Source organism: Brevibacterium ammoniilyticum (genome assembly GCF_038429965.1).
GTDB classification, from domain to species: Bacteria; Actinomycetota; Actinomycetes; order Actinomycetales; family Brevibacteriaceae; genus Brevibacterium; species Brevibacterium ammoniilyticum.
Window position 1 is genome coordinate 273878 of record NZ_BAABNP010000003.1, and the last position, 15855, is coordinate 289732.

Sequence of the window (15855 nt, forward strand, 5' to 3'; positions counted from 1 at the left end):
GCCGTGCGGACAGGGCGTTCAGAACTCGTAGAAGCGCTGCTCCATGACCGCACGGGCGTGGCGAGTCGCCCGCAGGTAGTCGTCCTCGAGCTCCCGGCCGGCCCCGGCGGGGTAGCCGAGGAGCCGGGCGGTGGCTTCGAGCTCGGAGTGTTCGTCGGGCAGCGCTTCGGCTGTGCGGCCGCGGAAGAGCATCACAGCTGAGCGCACGTCGGTGGCCAGCTGCCAGGCGGCGGCGAGTTCCGCGGCATCCTCGGCGGGGATGAGCCCTGCCTCGGCGGCGACCATGAGCGCCGGCAGCGTCGAGGTCGTCCGCAGTCCCGGCACCGAGTGGGCGTAGCGGAGCTGGAGGAGTTGGACGGTCCATTCGACATCGGAGAGGCTGCCGCGACCGAGCTTGAGATGGCGGCGCTTGTCGGCTCCCTTGGGCAGGCGTTCGTCCTCCATCCGCGCCTTGAGGGTGCGCACCTGGGTGAGCGCCTTCGTCGGCATCTGCGACGGATAGCGCAGCGGGTCGATGAGGGCGGTGAAGTCCGCGGTCAGAGAGTCGTCACCGGCGACGGGGCGGGCGCGCAGCAGAGCTTGGGCCTCCCACGGTTCGGACCACTTCGCATAGTAGGACTGGTACGAGGCGAACGTGCGCACAAGCGGGCCGTTCTTGCCCTCGGGGCGCAGGTCGGCGTCGAGGTCGATGCCTTTGGCGCCTTCGCTCGCCTTGAGGCGCGAGGTCAGCTGCAGGGCGACCTTGTTCACGTGCTTGCTCAGCTTCGCCCGCGCCTCGGCGTCGAGACCCTCGTCGTGGGCACGGTAGACGAACATCGCATCCGCGTCGGAGAAGTAGCCGATCTCCCGCCCGCCCCAGCGGCCCATCGCGACGACGGCGAAGTCGTAGGCGGGGATCGTCTCGTCGTCGAGGTCGAGACGCACGGCCTGCAGTGCCCCGGACACGGCGAGGTCCATGAGATCGGAGAGGTCGCCGGGGACCTCCGCCCGGTCGCCGACGTCGAGGACGTCGCGCAGGGCGATGCGGAGGAGTTCGCGCGAGTAGGTCTCGCGGATCCGAGAGACGGCGGACCCCTGGTGGCGGGAGAGCAGCCCGTCGATCTCGGCTCCGAGGACCTCGGGATCCCGGGCTGCGAGACTCCGGTAGTCGTCGAGCCAGGCGACCGCCGCCGGTTGGCGCAGCAGCAGCTCCGTGGCGTAGCCGGAGAGCGTGAGCACCTCGGCGACGGATTTCGCGGCCAGTCCCGAATCGCGGAGCATCTTGAGGAACCAGCCCGACGAGGACAGGGAGTCGGTGAGGCGACGGAACGACAGGAGCGCGGCATCGGGGTCGACCCCGTCGGAGAACCAGTCGAGCAGGGCGGGCAGGACCTGCTTGATGACCAGTGCGGTGCGCGACATGCCCGTCGTCAGCGATTTGATGTGGCCCAGCGCGCCCTGCGGGTCGTGGTAGCCGAAGGCCCGCAGCCGGTCGGCGGCGGCCTGCAGGCTCGTGCCGCGGTGGTGGGCGTCGACGACGGCGCCGTGGACGCCGACTGCGGCGTCGAGGATGGGCCGGTAGAAGATCTGGTCGTGGAGCCGGGTGACCTGCTTCGAGTAGTCCCGGCGGGTCTCCTCGAGGCGCGCGCCGGACCGGGTGCCGGAGGAGAACACGGAGCGGGCGAGCATCCGCAGCTTCGCCTCGTCGTCGGGGATGAGCGCGTTGCGCAGCATCCGCGGGATCTGCACCCGGTGCTCGACGACGCGCATGAAACGGTAGGCGGCGGAGAACGCGGCGGCGTCGTCCTGTCCGATGTAGCCGTGCTCTCCCAGAGCGGCGAGGGCGAGAAGCGTGTTCGGGGTGCGGATCTCATCATCGCTCTGTCCGTGGACGAGCTGGAGGAGCTGGGCGGAGAACTCGACGTCGCGCAGTCCTCCGCGTCCGAGCTTGATCTGTCGGGGCGCCTCGGCGGCGGGGATGAGGTCGACGACGCGGCGTCGCATCGCCCGGATTCCGTCGATGAAGCCCTCCCGACCGGCCGCCACCCACACCTGCGGGCCGAACGTGTCGGCGAACGCCTCCCCGACCTCGGGGTCCCCGGCGACGGGTCGGGCCTTGAGGAGCGCCTGGAACTCCCAGTTCTTGGCGATGTCGGAGTAGTAGTGCTCGTATTCCGACATCGTGCGCACGAGTGCGCCGGCCTTGCCCTCGGGCCGCAGGGCGGTGTCGACCTCCCACAGCGCGGGTTCGGCACCGGGATCGGAGAGGATCGCTCGCATCCGCTGGGCCATCTCCGTGGCCACCCGGCGCTGCTCGTCGCTCGAGTCGGAGGCGAGGACGAAGACGACGTCGACGTCGGAGACGTAGTTGAGCTCCCGGGCACCGGTCTTGCCCAGGGCGATGACGGCGAGGCGGACCTCGCCGGTCGGGTCGAGCTCAGCCCGCGCTATCGCCAGCGCCGCCTCCATCGCGGCCGCGGCGAGGTCGGAGAGGACGGCGGTGACGAGGTCGACGATCTCCTCCGGCGATTCCGCGAAGAGGTCATCGGCCATGAGGCGCAGAAGCACGTCGCGGTACGCGCGGCGCAGGCGGGCGATCCCGTCGGTGCCGATGTGCTCGGCGCGGGGGGCGGAGGTGTCGGCATCGGCGCCGACGGCCCCGAGCAGGGTGTGCCGCAGCGCGCTCGCGGAGGCCTGCGGGGTGGAGATCATCAGGTACGGGGCCTGTTCGAGCAGGAGACCCAGCGAATCGGGATGGCGCACGAGGTGGTCGACCATCGCCTCGGAGGTGCCGAGGACGCGCAGCAGTCGGGCGAGCAGCGGACGGTTGAGGTCGTCCCCGCTCACGGGCCCCGGGCCGCTGGCCCCGGCCGCTGCGACGAAGGCGGCACCGTCGTCGTCGGTCTGCTCGAGGACGCGGAGGAGGCCGAGGGCCGCCTGCTGCGGGTCGGGGGTGGCCTCGACGAGGTCGACGAACCGGGAGTCGGTGGCCAGCGGCAGCCCGAGGACACCGTCGATGTCGTCGAGGAAGCGATTCGCCGAGGCGGAGGCGGCAGGAGTCCTGGAGGTGATCCGAGCCATCGGTCTACATCGCGGAGAAGTGCTTGCTGAGCTCGTAAGGCGTCACCTGCGCCCGGTACTCCGTCCACTCCTGGCGCTTGTTGCGCAGGAAGAAGTCGAAGACCTCCTCACCGAGGGTCTCGGCTACGAGGTCGGAGCCCTCCATGATCTCCAGCGCTTCGGCGAGGCTGGCCGGCAGCGCACGGATGCCCATGGCCCGGCGTTCGGTGTCCGAGAGCAGCCACACGTTGTCCTCGGCCTCTTCGGGCAATTCGTAGTCCTCTTCGATGCCCTGGAGGCCGGCGGCGAGCATGAGCGCGTAGGACAGGTACGGGTTCGCCGAGGAGTCGAGGCCGCGGTACTCCACCCGAGCCGAGGACGATTTACCCGAGTTGTACTGCGGGACCCGGACGAGTGCCGACCGGTTGCGGTGGCCCCAGCAGATGTAGGAGGGCGCTTCGTGGCCGGTCCACAGCCGTTTGTAGGAGTTGACGTACTGGTTCGTCACCGCGGTGATCTCGGCCGCATGGTGGAGGAGGCCGGCGATGAACTGGCGTCCGGTCTTCGAGAGCTGGTAGGTCGCCCCGGGTTCGAAGAAGGCGTTGTTCTCCCCTTCGAAGAGGGAGACGTGGGTGTGCATGCCGTTGCCGGGATGGTCGGGCATCGGCTTGGGCATGAAGGAGGCGTAGACGCCCTGGGCGATCGCGACCTCCTTGATGACCGAGCGGAAGGTCATGATGTTGTCCGCCATCGTCAGCGCATCGGCGTAGCGGAGGTCGATCTCGTTCTGACCTGGCCCAGCTTCGTGGTGGGAGAACTCGACGGACAGCCCCATCGCCTCGAGCATCGTCACCGCTGAACGCCGGAAGTCGTTGGCGGTCCCGCCGTTGACATGGTCGAAGTAGCCGGCGGTGTCGACGGGCACGGGAGCACCCACCGAACCGTTGCCGGAGTCGAGGTTGCCGGAGCGGAAGAGGTAGAACTCGATCTCGGGGTGGACGTAGAAGGTGAAGCCCTTCTTCGCAGCGGCCTCGAGCGTGCGCTTGAGGACGTTGCGGGGATCGGCCTTCGCCGGCTCGCCGCCGGGGACGTGGATGTCGCAGAACATCCGACCCGTCGGTTCGGTCTCTCCGCGCCAGGGCAGAAGTGAGAACGTCGACGGGTCCGGCTTGAGGACCATATCGGCCTCGTATACCCGGGAGAGCCCTTCGACCGCCGAACCGTCGAAGCCGATGCCCTCGGAGAACGCCCCCTCGAGTTCGGCGGGCACGATCGCCACCGACTTCAGCCCGCCGAGGACGTCGGTGAACCACAGCCGGATGAACCGGACCTCACGGTCCTCGACGGTGCGGAGGACGAACTCTTCCTGCTTCGACATCGATCAGCCGTTCCACTTCTCGTCGGCTTCGTTCCACTCCTCATTGCGCTTCTTAGCCTGCTCGAGGGCGTCCTTGGCCTCGGCTTCGGTGTTGTACGGGCCCATCCGGTGGGTCCAGTCGCTGACGAGCCCCTGTTCGACCTCGCCCGTCGCGGTGTTGAAGTACCACTTCGAGTTCGCTTCGTCGATATCCTTGAACAGTCCCATGGCCAGCCTTCCGTCGTTCGTGTCGTGGTGCCCTGACGGTGTCAGCTTACCGGTTCGCAGGCCTCCTGCCAGGGGTGATCGCCGAGGTGTCGGCCCTGATCGGTGCATGTGAGCTCCGTACCGGGGCAGTCTCCCCCTCGACCAGTCCCGAGAGACTCAGAAGTGTACGTTTCCGTAATTTTTCGCATCGTGGACAACCGATTCCGCAACATTCGCCACGAAATGGGCACGTAAAGGTTTGCCTCCCAGACCTTCAGACGCTTAGAGTGAGATGTACCCTCGACCGCTGCCCCGCACGGTCGGACCTGCCCCGGTCACGGGGCGCCATGAGAGAAGGAATCCAATGCGCATTTCAGTGCCCACAGAGGTCAAGAACAACGAGTTCCGGGTCGCCATCACCGCTGCCGGCGTCCACGAGCTCGTCTCCCGCGGCCACGAGGTCACCGTCCAGGCCGGAGCCGGCGAAGGCTCATTCATCAGCGACGACGAATACACCGCAGCCGGCGCCACGATCGCTCCCGACGCCGCGAGTACGTGGGCCGCCGGTGACATGGTCCTCAAGGTCAAGGAGCCCATCGCCCAGGAGTACGGCTTCCTCCGCAAGGACCTCATCCTCTTCACCTACCTCCACCTCGCCGCCGACGAAGCACTGACGAAGGCGCTCATGGAGGCCGGCACCACGGCCATCGCGTATGAGACTGTGCAGCCCGACGGCGGCGGCCTGCCGCTGCTGGCCCCGATGTCGGAGATCGCCGGTCGCCTCTCGACCCAGGTGGGCGCGCACAGCCTGCTCAAGGCCGAAGGCGGCCGCGGCGTGCTCCTCTCCGGCGTGCCCGGCACCGACAAGGCCAACGTCGTCGTCATCGGCGCCGGTGTGGCCGGCACGAATGCCGCCCGCATGGCGCTCGGCCTCGGTGCCAACGTCGAGGTCATCGACATCAACATCCCGCGCCTGCGCCAGATCGACGAGACCTTCAACGGTGCGATCGCGACGAAGGTGTCGAACAAGTACGAGATCACGAAGTCCCTGTCGACGGCCGATCTCGTCATCGGCTCGGTCCTCATCCCGGGCAAGAAGGCCCCCAAGCTCGTCACCGACGACATGGTCGCGGGCATGAAGGCCGGCTCCGTGCTCGTCGACATCGCGATCGACCAGGGCGGCTGCTTCGAGGGCTCGCACCCGACGACGCATGACGACCCGACCTACGTCGTCCACCAGTCGATCTTCTACTGCGTCGCGAACATGCCCGGCGCTGTGCCCAACACTGCGACCGCCGCGCTGACGAACGCGACCCTGCCGTTCGCCGTCAAGCTCGCCGACCAGGGCTGGCACAAGGCCCTGTCGAACGACGCCGGTCTCGCCCGTGGGCTCAACACCCACAACGGTCACGTGACGAACGACAACGTCGCCGAGGCGTTCGGCCTCGAGGCCGTCTCCGTCGCGCACGCGCTCGCGAACTGAGTCAACCCCGACCGGCTGGTTCACGCTCGGTAGCGGGCCCAGTCGTCGCGAACTGAGGCGCCAGTCGCTGCGGGCGCCGGCTTAGGCTCCGGTCGCAGCCGGCGCCTGAGCGCATACCGCACCGTGGGCGTCTGTTCCTCCCCCTGCACGGGGATGAACAGACGCCCACGGTGCGCTTCGCATTCCTTCGCCGAGGTTGTGCCGCTTCACGTGCACAGTGGTGCCGCGGATGCGCTTGCGCGCTCCGGGTAGGACGTATCGCTTTAGGGATGAAGTGCCACTGCAGGGAGGACGTGAGAGAAAGCGTCCCCGCGGGGACGTCGGCAGGGCCGAGCACGTCCCCGCCGCGGAGGGCAAAACGTCCCCGCGGGGACGTCCCAAGGAGGTGTGTGCCGGAGGCCCTAGGTCTGCTCGCGCATCGTCGTGTGCCGGAAGTGCTCCTCAATCAGCTCCGCGATGAAGGCGCCACCTCGACCTTTTCATCGGAGATCGCCCACTCGCGCTCCCCGATCCGATTGCCACCCACACCAGAGAACAATGTGATCTCTTCCCGGGGGTACCGTCCGAGGGCTGGCTATTCCCGTGCCTCCGACCTGGCCGACCCCGTGGCTTGCAATAACTCAACCGGCGACTCCGCCCGCTCGGCGTCATCATCTCCGAGTTGCAGAACACCGCCCGATTCCGCCTCGCAAGCGCAGTCCCCGCCAAAGTCCTCGCGGACATGCTCGATTTCAGCGTCGCAACCTTCGGGAACTTCGCTCGCTCTCCGGCAGCACCCACGACGACTACTCCGCGCTTCGCGCGTCAAACATCACCACGCGATCACCGTGAGATGATCTCGTCATGCCTGTTGAAGTCGTTCCGTACTCGGAAGCGTGGCCCACGCAGTTCGCGAACGTCGCGGGCGACTTGAGCCGCACGCTAGAGACGCTGCCCGTCGTGTCGATCGAGCACGTCGGCTCCACCTCGGTGCCGGACCTAGCAGCGAAACCGATCCTCGACATCGACATCATCGTGAAGCGGCAGCACGTCGCCGCGGCGCTATCTGCTCTCGCAACGAAAGGTTACGTTCACCGCGGCGATCTCGGCGTGACAGATCGAGAGGCGCTGGAAGCACCGGACGAACATCCGCCACGGAACGTCTACGTCTGCGTGGATGGGACGCTGCATCTGCGCAACCATCTGGCCGTCCGTGACATCCTTCGACGCCGCGCAGACTTCCGTGAGAGATACGGAGCAGTGAAGGTGGAATTGGCTCGCGACCCCGAGATAGACATCACCACCTACATCGCCAAGAAGTCAGATGTCCTCCAGGACGTCCTCGCGGCTTCCGACCTCTCCGACGAAGAGAAAGCGCTGATCCTCAAGCTGAACACGTCGACACGAGCATCGGCGACGCCGGAATAGTACCTACCTGGATAAGGCGCATCCACCGGTAGAACGTCCCCGCGGGGACGTCTACAGGGCCGCCGCCGTGTACAACCGCGAACGACTGCCGTGCGCAACGCCGAACGATCAGTGTCGACGGTCGATGCCGCCTACCGGCTTTCGCGCATCGTCGTCGACCGGAAGTGGTCTTCGCACAGTCGCCCGGCCGCCGCGGCGTCACCGGCGGCGATCGCCTCGACGATCGCGGCATGGTCGATGACCGCACGGTCGAAGAGCTCGTGCGAGAAGGGGTCGTGCCGGAAGCCGGCGTTGATCCGCGTGTCGATGTCGATGGCGATGCGCACGAGCTCGGGGTTGTGACCGGCCCGGGCGATGGCGAAATGGAATCGAGCATCAGCGGTGCGAGCGGCGCTGGCCTCAGGCTGTTCGGAGTAGGCCGCCGCCAAGTCGTAGAGCTCATCGAGTTCGTTGTCGGTGCGCCGCAGCGCCGCGGTGGCTGCGAGGCTGTTCTGGAAGACGGCGCGCGCGTCGAGGAGGTTGCGCCGTTCGGCATGGAACTCCTCGATCCGTCCGGCCATCGGAGCCAGGGTGGCCGGGGCTGCGCTCGCGACGAAGGTGCCGCCGCCGCGACCACGTCGACGTTCGACGACGCCGAGGCGCTCGAGGCGCTCGAGCGCTGCCCGCACACTGGAGCGGGAGACCTGCAGGTCGGCGGCCAGTGCCCGTTCCCCCGGCAGCAGCGTGCCTTCCGGCAGGGCGCCGACGGCGATGCCGGAGAGGATGTGGTCGGCGATCTGCTGCGGGGCGCTGGTGAGGCTGACGACCTCACTGAGTCCGGAGAACTCCTGGCCGGGCAGATCCGAATGCTCGCTCATCGCACCTCCAGTCGCGGTCCCATAGTCTCGTCATCGGTTATGTCCATTCCGAGTCTATGCTTTCCGGTCGCCGGGCTCGGACCCCGGCCGTGCGCGCCGGTGGAATATCGGTGCGCCGGGGCTCTAGAATCGTGACCATCATGACAGCCCATCCTCGTCTCATCACGCCCGGAACGCTCTCCCCCGAACGTCACGTCCCCGCCTCGATCACCCGTCCCGAGTACGTCGGGCGCGCCGACGCCGACGAAGGGCGCGGCGGCAACCACTACACGCCCGAGGAGATCGAACGGGTGCGCACCGCAGGAGGCATCGCGGCCAACGCGCTCGCCGCCGTCGGTGAGATCATCGCCCCCGGGGTCACGACCGATGAGATCGACCGGGTCGCGCACGAGTACATGGCCGATCACGGTGCCTACCCGTCGACGCTGGGTTACCGCGGATTCCCGAAGTCCGTGTGCACCTCGGTCAACGAGGTCATCTGCCACGGCATCCCCGATTCGACGGTGCTCGAGGACGGCGACATCGTCAACGTCGACATCACCGCCTACATCGGCGGCATGCACGGGGACACGAACTACACGTTCGCCGTCGGCGAGATCGATGAGGACTCGCGCCTGCTCATCGAACGCACATGGGAGGCGACGATGCGCGGCATCAAGGCGGTGCGTCCGGGGCGGGAGATCAACGTCATCGGCCGCGTCATCGAGAAGTACGCGAAGCGCTTCGGCTACGGAGTCGTCCGCGACTACAGCGGCCACGGCGTGGGGCGGGAGTTCCATTCCGGGCTCATCGTCCCTCACTACGATGCCGCGCCCGCCCACGCCGAGGTGATGGAGCCGGGCATGATCTTCACGATCGAACCGATGCTCAACCTCGGCACCGAGGCGTGGGATGTCTGGGACGATTCGTGGACGGTCGTGACGAAGGACCGGAAGCGCTCCGCCCAGTTCGAGCACACCCTCGTCGTCACCGACACCGGTGCCGACATCCTCACCCTGCCCGACCCCGCCTCGGCGATCGCCGGCGGCCCGCTGCCCAAGGATTCAGATGACTGACGACACGCCGGCCCGCTTCGCCATCGGCATCGACATCGGAGGCACCGGGATCAAAGCCGCCCTCGTCGACACCGAGACCGGTCAGCTCGCGTTCAAACGCGTCCGAGTCCTCACCCCGAAGCCGAGCACTCCGGATGCGGTTGCCGATGCCATCGCCGAGGTGGTCGAGCTCCTCGTCGCCCGTGCCCTCGAACTCGAGGTCGTCGCCGACCGCGCGGTCCTCGACGCTCTGCCACTGGGCTGCGGTTTCCCTGGGGTCGTGCTCGATGACGAGGTCCACTTCGCGGCGAACCTCGACAAGTCATGGATCGGATCGAACATCCAGGCGATCCTCCGTGACCGCATGGGTCGGCAGTTCTTCATCATGAACGACGCCGACGCCGCGGGTCTGGCGGAGATGGTCTTCGGAGCCGGACGGAAGTATCGGAAGAAGACCGTGCTGCTGACGACTCTGGGCACGGGCATCGGGACGGCGCTGTTCACGCAGGGGCGTCTGGTGCCCTACACCGAGCTCGGCCACATCGAGATGAACGGCCGCGACGCGGAGACCCAGGCGGCGGAGTCGGTCAAAGTCCGTGAGGAGCTCGAGTTCGACGAGTGGGCTGGTCGCCTGCAGCAGTACTATTCGCAGGTCGAGCTGCTCGTCGCCCCGGACCTCATCATCGTCGGCGGCGGCATCTCGAAGCGCCACGACGAGTTCCTGCCGCTCATTTCCACTCGGGCCGTGATGTGCCCGGCGAAGATGTTCAACAACGCCGGCATCGTCGGTGCCGCGATCCTCGCCGTCAACGACGGCAAACCGCGAGTGCGGAAGGGCCTCGGCTGATCGTCACACCAGCCATGTGACTGTTCAGACAATCACGTGACCGGTATTCTGGTCACATGAAATTCGATGAGCCCTTCGGAGGGCTGATCACCGGTGCACGCGGCGCGGTGCTCGCTCTCCTCCTGCGGACCGGCGCCCACCCAACAGGTCGCAGGGTTCATTCGCTTCTCGACGGTGACCACAGCCTGTGGTCGGTGCAGCAGGCGCTCAGAGCCCTCGTCGAGCTGGGAATCGTCGAGCAGACCGCAGTCGGATCGTCGATCACCTACTCGATCAACGAAGACCATGCAACAGTGCCCTCGCTGCGCGGGCTCGTCGATCCCATAGGCATGCTGACCAGGGTCATCGAAGCACACATCGAGACGAATGCTGTCGACGCGGTCGTTCTCTTCGGTTCGACTGCCACCGGAGAAGCGAGCACCGACAGTGACATCGATCTTGCCGTCATCGGCTCCAGTGACTGGGACGAATCCGGTCGTCTGGCTCAGCGCGTGCACGCCGGCATGGGCAACTCGTGTGACGTTCTCGTCTTCACACCGGAAGAGTTCGACGCGGCAGTCAAACGAGGAGAACCCATCGTCAGGGATATCCTTCGTGACGGCATTACGCTCGTCGGTGCTCTCCCCCACCGCGAGCCGCGGGTCGGCTGACAACGCTCAGAACAGCAGAATTCCGCTCGGCTATTCCTGCGCAAGGCGCAGGAATATCTGGACTCGGCGGAGGACAACCTCGTTCTGGAACGCCTCACCGTTGCCAGCGGTGACGCCGTACATGCCGGTATCTGTGCCAAAGACGCTGTCGTCACTGCGCTTTCAGGCGCGACAGGAAAGACGAAGGACCATTCTCGCGCAGCCCGAGAACTGCGAGATGTGCTTGGGGGCCGATCCGTTGCCGCCGACGCCGAGCGGAGCCTGCGACAACTCGTTTCCGCGAAGAGCGAGATCGAGTACGGAACCGGTCTCATGTCTGAGGCAAAAGCGGAGACGCTGGTGCGACGGGCGCGCACCCTTGTCTCGACGGCGAAGGACATTGTGGTGCTGCGGCGCTGACCATGGCCTACAGGGCCTCGGCTGAGGCCTGCGGCCCGAAAGTAAGGGAGGACAGGCCACCGATACGCCGGGTTCTGTCATCGAGTCGGTTGCCCTTCTCGATTGACGGCCATCTATCTGGGACCGATGTCACCACCGGCCTCGAGCGATCCACCCGACGGCTCGGCGAGCAGCCTCGAACGCCGTCTGTCTGATCTTGCTCCGGATGGGGTTTACCCAGCAGCACCGGTCACCCGGCACTCTGGTGGTCTCTTACACCACCGTTTCACCCTTACCCCGCGACCGAGGTCGCGTGGCGGTCTGCTTTCTGTTGCACTTGCCCGCGGGTTGCCCCGGGTGGGCGTTACCCACCATCCTGCTCTGCGGAGCCCGGACGTTCCTCAGCCTTGCGGCCGCGACCGTCTGGTGACCTGTCCTCTCAGGTCAGTCTACCCGTGCGCGACACTGGGCACTGATCCGGCCCGGCGCTCGTGACGAATCCAACAGGCGACCGTCACGACGCGGGTCAGGCCCGCCGAATACGATGGAGTGGTGAAGATCCTCCTCCCGCCGTCCGAAGGCAAGACTCCCCCGGTCACCGGTGACCCGCTCGACCTCACGGCGCTCTCCTCCCCGGATCTCACCGCCAAACGCAAGCAGGTCCTCGGGGCCCTGAAGAAGGTCTCCAAACGCAAGGACGCGCTCACCGCACTCGGTGTCGGGGCATCTCTCGCCGAGGATGTCGCCCGCAATGTCACGATCGACTCCCAACCGTGCGCTCCCGCCCTGCTCACCTACACCGGCGTCCTCTACGAGGCGATGGGCGCCGCCGACCTTGTGGCCGCGGCCGAGACCGATGCGGGAACCGCCGCTCGACTGCGCGATGTCCATGTCTTCTCCGCCGTCTTCGGTCAGGTCGCGGGCCTCGACCCCATTCCCGCCTACCGCCTGGCGATGAAGACCGACCTCGGTCAGCTCGGGCGCCTCTCGACGTGGTGGAAGCCGATCCTCGCGAAGTCCTTCGCCGTCGACCCGGCCGAGGTCATCCTCGACTGCCGGTCAAGTGACTACCGTGCGGCCTGGCCGGGCCCGAACACCCAGGTCGTCACCCTCGGCGCGGTCAAGGACACCGGCACCAAACGCAGTGTCGTCTCGCATTGGGCGAAATTCTACCGCGGTGAGTTCGTCGGCAGGCTCCTGCGCGATGACCGCGGACTCCCGGACACCATCGATGACCTCGTCTCCCGGGCCGGCGAGCACTACGAGGTCGAATTCGCAACCGGAACCGCCTCACGGCCGGCAGCGCTGACGATCGTCCTCCGCGACTGAGCCCTGCTCAGCCCGCCGCTCCCACCGATCGCAGCCCACCGCCTGCGACTATGACCGGCGCAGCAGCACCGCTTCGCACTCCTCGCACGCGTGGACCTCGTTGACGTCCTCGGCCAGCCACGCGTGCCACGTCATCCCGCTGATCTCCTGACCGCAGGCCTGACAGTTCGGGCCCGTGAGCACCGCCGCCCCGGGACCGCCCTGGGCGACATTGCCTTCGAAACGGCGGACGAGGTCGGGCGGCAGATCCGCTTTGAGCTGTGACTCCTGGCTGCCGAGTTCGTCGAGTTCACCGGCGAGAGCGGCCTTCCGGTCCTTGATCCCTGTCTGGACGGTCTTGCCTTCGGCGGTCACCTCGGAGATGCTCGCCTCGACCCCGGCGAGCTCCGTCTGCGCGGTCTCGAGCCTCTCCATCGACTCGAGCTCGGTCTCCTCGAGTTCGGCGACCTTGCCCTCGTGGGCGGCGATCTCCTCCTGCAGGTGGACGAGGTCGCGACTGGTCAGCCCGGTGCCGTCGTTGAGTTCGGCGGTCTTCTTCGCGATCTGCGCGTTCTGCTTCTCGATCGCGGCGCTCAGCTCAGCGTTCTCGGTCTCCAACCCGGCGATCACCTCGGCGACGGAGGACTTCTCCTCACCGAGGGCCTTGTGGCGGCCGATGAGCTCCTGGAGCTTCGGGGCGTCTGCCGGGTGGTCGTGTTCGTGCCGCAGCGCCCGGGAGCGGGCGGTGAGGTCGATGAGCTCGAGAAGTGTGGAGCGCTGAGCGTCGGTGAGGATCATGGTCGGATCCCTTTCAGTAGCGTTCGACCCAGGGATCGGTGTTGACGGCGGAGGACTGGAGGGCGACGGAGAGCCCGCGGTCGGCGAACGCGGTGTCGAGGGCATCCCGGGCCGCTGCCAGCCACACGGATTCCGACGCCCAGTGGGAGACGTCGATGAGCTGCGGTCGGGCCTGTCCGCGGTTGGCGGTGTCGAGGGCCTCCGTGGCCGGATGATGACGCAGGTCGGCGGTGATGTAGACGTCGGCTCCGCTCGCGCGCACCGCGTCGAACAGGGAATCGCCGGCTCCCCCGCACACGGCGACGCGCGTGACCTCGGCGGCCGGGTCACCGCCGATGCGCACACCTGTCGTCGTCGGCGGGAGCCGTTCGGCCAGCGTCCGGGCGATATCGCGCACCGTGCTCACATCGCCGAGGTCGCCGACTCTCCCGATCCCGCGACCGGAGCCGTCGGGGTGGGGCACCAGCGGCTGGGACTCGGTGATACCGGTGAGGGCGATGAGGACGTCGGAGACCCCGCCGAGGGCGGAATCGGCGTTCGTGTGGGCGTTGAACTGGGCGATGCCGTTCGTGATGAGAGTGTGGACCGCCCCGCCTTTGAGACTGCCGGCACTCACCGATGTCACGCCCCGCAGGAGCAGCGGGTGGTGGGTGAAGAGGAGGTCGGCGCCGAGGACGACGGCTTCGGCGATGACGGCGTCGGTGGGGTCGAGGGCGAGGAGGATCGAGCGCACCTCGGCGTCGGGATCCCCGACGGCCAGTCCCACGGTGTCCCAGTCCTCGGCCAGGTCAGGCGGCCACAGGGAGTCGAAGACGTCCACGCATTCTCTCACCGTCGGATACCTCATAGGCCCACCCTAGTCGATGGGCGCCGGCGGGTCGGCGGGGAATCTTCTCACCGAGGTCGTCGACCGCTAGATTGTCACCATGACCACTGATGCGTCACCGACGACGCCCATCCGCCCTGTCTCCTCGACCGTCGCCGACATCGTCCGCCGCAGCGCGGGACGCTTCGGGAACCGCACCGCTATCGAGTTCGCCGACCGCATCTGGTCGTATGCCGACCTCGATGCCGCTGTCACCGGAGTGGCCCGTCATCTGCGGGAGCTCGGCGCGGTCAAGGGCGATCGGATCGCCGCCTACGGGAAGAACTCCGACCTCTTCGCCCTGCTCTACCTCGCCTGTGCCCGGGCCGGCTTCATCCATGTGCCGGTGAACTTCCAGCTCAAGGGCGATGAGCTCGACTACATCCTCGGCAATTCCGGGGCGGAGGTCGTCTTCGCCGACGACGATCTCATCGATGCCGTGACAGCCACCGACAACGGGGCGGCCGCCCAGGTCCGCGCGTTCACCGATATCCTCGCCCCCGCCTCGGCGCCGGACATCGCACCGGTCGGAGACGGCGAATTCGACGTGTACGACGACGATGTCGCCCAGCTGCTGTACACCTCGGGGACCACCTCGGCGCCGAAGGGTGCGGTGATGACGCATCGTGCGCTCGTCCACGAATACCTCTCGTGCCTGACCAGCCTCGACTTCGCCGCCACCGACCGGGTCGCGCATGCCCTTCCGCTCTACCATTCCGCTCAGATGCACGTCTTCCTCATCCCCAATCTCGCCGTCGGGGCGCACAACATCATCGTCCCCGCCCCGGTCCCCGATCAGCTGCTCGCCCTCTTCGAGGAGCGGCAGATCACCTCGTTCTTCGCCGCTCCCACGGTGTGGGTGGCGATCGCGAACAGTCCGGAGCTGCACACCCGGAACCTGGACAGCCTGCGCAAGGCCTACTACGGTGCCTCGATCATGCCCGGACCCGTGCTCGCAGCGCTGCGGGAGCGGCTTCCGGACCTCGGCTTCTACAACTGCTTCGGCCAGTCCGAACTCGGCCCGCTGTGCACGGTGCTGCGTCCCGACGAGCACGATGAGCATCCCGGATCGGCCGGACGTCCGGTCCTCTTCGTCGAAGCCCGGGTCGTCGATGCCGCCGGTGACGATGTCGCAGACGGTGACCTCGGGGAGATCCTCTACCGGTCCCCGCAGCTGTGCTCGGGATACTGGGAGCGTCCCGAGGCGACCGCCGAGGCGTTCGACGGCGACTGGTTCCACTCCGGGGATCTCGTGCGCCGGGATGCCGAGGGCTTCGTCGAGGTCGTCGACCGGGTCAAGGACGTCATCAATACCGGCGGGGTGCTCGTGGCCAGCCGGCAGGTCGAGGATGCGATCTTCGCGATGGACGGTGTCGCCGAGGTCGCCGTCGTCGGCATGGCCGATGAGAAGTGGATCGAAGCGGTCTCCGCGTTCGTCGTGCTCAGGGACGATGCCGGTGACATCGCCGAGGCGGACGTCATCGCCCATGTCAAGGATCGGCTGGCAGGGTTCAAGGTGCCCAAACGGGTGTCCTTCGTGTCCGAACTGCCGAAGAATTCGGCGGGCAAGATCCTCAAACGCAGCCTCCGTGAGGCGTGAGCGTCCTCGCATACACTGCACTAGG

14 protein-coding genes and 1 other RNA gene are annotated in these 15855 nt (G+C 67.2%); 8 read left to right on the forward strand and 7 right to left on the reverse strand.

The window, feature by feature from the left end:
- Nucleotides 1-18 precede the first annotated feature (18 nt).
- The 3 genes from AAHA49_RS05090 to AAHA49_RS05100 are packed head-to-tail and all read right to left on the reverse strand — an operon-like array spanning nucleotide 19 to nucleotide 4624.
- Nucleotides 19-3060 carry a bifunctional [glutamine synthetase] adenylyltransferase/[glutamine synthetase]-adenylyl-L-tyrosine phosphorylase gene (locus AAHA49_RS05090; RefSeq protein ID WP_342037447.1) on the reverse strand — a complete coding sequence of 1014 codons (3042 nt, stop codon included), beginning with the start codon at nucleotides 3058-3060 and terminating at the stop codon, nucleotides 19-21.
- A gap of 4 nt (nucleotides 3061-3064) precedes the next feature.
- Nucleotides 3065-4417, reverse strand: a complete 1353-nt coding sequence (gene glnA / locus AAHA49_RS05095) for a type I glutamate--ammonia ligase (protein WP_342037448.1) — start codon at nucleotides 4415-4417, stop codon at nucleotides 3065-3067.
- A gap of 3 nt (nucleotides 4418-4420) precedes the next feature.
- Complete coding sequence (locus AAHA49_RS05100; RefSeq protein WP_339391695.1) at nucleotides 4421-4624, reverse strand: hypothetical protein; 204 nt, start codon at nucleotides 4622-4624, stop codon at nucleotides 4421-4423.
- 343 nt (nucleotides 4625-4967) lie between these two features.
- Here AAHA49_RS05100 and ald point away from each other — a divergent pair, with 343 nt between their 5' ends.
- Nucleotides 4968-6086, forward strand: a complete 1119-nt coding sequence (gene ald, locus AAHA49_RS05105; RefSeq protein WP_339391696.1) for an alanine dehydrogenase — start codon at nucleotides 4968-4970, stop codon at nucleotides 6084-6086.
- A gap of 843 nt (nucleotides 6087-6929) precedes the next feature.
- Complete coding sequence (locus AAHA49_RS05110) at nucleotides 6930-7493, forward strand: GrpB family protein (RefSeq protein ID WP_342037449.1); 564 nt, start codon at nucleotides 6930-6932, stop codon at nucleotides 7491-7493.
- Nucleotides 7494-7624: 131 nt separating this feature from the next.
- Here AAHA49_RS05110 and AAHA49_RS05115 read toward each other — a convergent pair whose 3' ends face one another.
- On the reverse strand, nucleotides 7625-8350 hold the full coding sequence (locus AAHA49_RS05115; RefSeq protein WP_342037450.1) for a FadR/GntR family transcriptional regulator: 726 nt from the start codon (nucleotides 8348-8350) through the stop codon (nucleotides 7625-7627).
- 140 nt (nucleotides 8351-8490) lie between these two features.
- Here AAHA49_RS05115 and map point away from each other — a divergent pair, with 140 nt between their 5' ends.
- From map to AAHA49_RS05135, 4 genes are all read left to right on the forward strand, one after another.
- The gene (map, locus tag AAHA49_RS05120) at nucleotides 8491-9405 is read left to right on the forward strand and encodes a type I methionyl aminopeptidase (protein WP_339391699.1); all 915 of its coding nucleotides are present in this window, start codon (nucleotides 8491-8493) and stop codon (nucleotides 9403-9405) included.
- Nucleotides 9398-10231 (forward strand): polyphosphate--glucose phosphotransferase, encoded by an 834-nt coding sequence (gene ppgK, locus AAHA49_RS05125; RefSeq protein ID WP_342037451.1) that lies wholly within the window; start codon nucleotides 9398-9400, stop codon nucleotides 10229-10231. The genes map and ppgK overlap by 8 nt, the downstream gene beginning before the upstream one ends.
- Nucleotides 10232-10425: 194 nt before the next feature.
- Nucleotides 10426-10881, forward strand: a complete 456-nt coding sequence (locus tag AAHA49_RS05130; RefSeq protein WP_342037452.1) for a nucleotidyltransferase domain-containing protein — start codon at nucleotides 10426-10428, stop codon at nucleotides 10879-10881.
- A 36-nt stretch (nucleotides 10882-10917) separates the two neighbouring features.
- On the forward strand, nucleotides 10918-11280 hold the full coding sequence (locus AAHA49_RS05135; RefSeq protein WP_342037538.1) for a hypothetical protein: 363 nt from the start codon (nucleotides 10918-10920) through the stop codon (nucleotides 11278-11280).
- Between the two features lie 47 nt (nucleotides 11281-11327).
- Here the strand turns inward: AAHA49_RS05135 and rnpB are convergent.
- An RNA gene (gene rnpB / locus AAHA49_RS05140) (RNase P RNA component class A) lies at nucleotides 11328-11694 on the reverse strand.
- A 117-nt stretch (nucleotides 11695-11811) separates the two neighbouring features.
- On the opposite strand from rnpB, the gene AAHA49_RS05145 reads away from it, so the two are divergent.
- Nucleotides 11812-12588, forward strand: coding sequence for a YaaA family protein (locus tag AAHA49_RS05145; protein ID WP_342037453.1), 777 nt, complete (start codon nucleotides 11812-11814; stop codon nucleotides 12586-12588).
- A gap of 48 nt (nucleotides 12589-12636) precedes the next feature.
- Here the strand turns inward: AAHA49_RS05145 and AAHA49_RS05150 are convergent, their stop codons facing one another.
- On the reverse strand, nucleotides 12637-13365 hold the full coding sequence (locus AAHA49_RS05150; protein WP_342037454.1) for a zinc ribbon domain-containing protein: 729 nt from the start codon (nucleotides 13363-13365) through the stop codon (nucleotides 12637-12639).
- A gap of 13 nt (nucleotides 13366-13378) precedes the next feature.
- Nucleotides 13379-14212 (reverse strand): Nif3-like dinuclear metal center hexameric protein, encoded by an 834-nt coding sequence (locus tag AAHA49_RS05155; RefSeq protein ID WP_342037455.1) that lies wholly within the window; start codon nucleotides 14210-14212, stop codon nucleotides 13379-13381.
- 79 nt (nucleotides 14213-14291) lie between these two features.
- Here AAHA49_RS05155 and AAHA49_RS05160 point away from each other — a divergent pair, with 79 nt between their 5' ends.
- Entirely contained in the window at nucleotides 14292-15830 is a 1539-nt protein-coding gene (locus tag AAHA49_RS05160) for a fatty acyl-CoA synthetase (protein WP_342037456.1), read from the forward strand.
- The last annotated feature ends 25 nt before the right edge of the window (nucleotides 15831-15855 follow it).

Excerpts from the sequence above, each read along its gene's own strand:
- glnA (WP_342037448.1), bottom strand. The coding sequence starts at position 4,417 with ATGTCGAAGCAGGAAGAGTTCGTCCTCCGCACCGTCGAGGACCGTGAG.
- AAHA49_RS05155 (WP_342037455.1), bottom strand. The coding sequence starts at position 14,212 with ATGAGGTATCCGACGGTGAGAGAATGCGTGGACGTCTTCGACTCCCTG.
- AAHA49_RS05090 (WP_342037447.1), bottom strand. The coding sequence starts at position 3,060 with ATGGCTCGGATCACCTCCAGGACTCCTGCCGCCTCCGCCTCGGCGAAT.
- AAHA49_RS05160 (WP_342037456.1), top strand. The coding sequence starts at position 14,292 with ATGACCACTGATGCGTCACCGACGACGCCCATCCGCCCTGTCTCCTCG.
- ald (WP_339391696.1), top strand. The coding sequence starts at position 4,968 with ATGCGCATTTCAGTGCCCACAGAGGTCAAGAACAACGAGTTCCGGGTC.
- AAHA49_RS05100 (WP_339391695.1), bottom strand. The coding sequence starts at position 4,624 with ATGGGACTGTTCAAGGATATCGACGAAGCGAACTCGAAGTGGTACTTC.
- map (WP_339391699.1), top strand. The coding sequence starts at position 8,491 with ATGACAGCCCATCCTCGTCTCATCACGCCCGGAACGCTCTCCCCCGAA.
- AAHA49_RS05150 (WP_342037454.1), bottom strand. The coding sequence starts at position 13,365 with ATGATCCTCACCGACGCTCAGCGCTCCACACTTCTCGAGCTCATCGAC.
- AAHA49_RS05115 (WP_342037450.1), bottom strand. The coding sequence starts at position 8,350 with ATGAGCGAGCATTCGGATCTGCCCGGCCAGGAGTTCTCCGGACTCAGT.
- AAHA49_RS05110 (WP_342037449.1), top strand. The coding sequence starts at position 6,930 with ATGCCTGTTGAAGTCGTTCCGTACTCGGAAGCGTGGCCCACGCAGTTC.
- ppgK (WP_342037451.1), top strand. The coding sequence starts at position 9,398 with ATGACTGACGACACGCCGGCCCGCTTCGCCATCGGCATCGACATCGGA.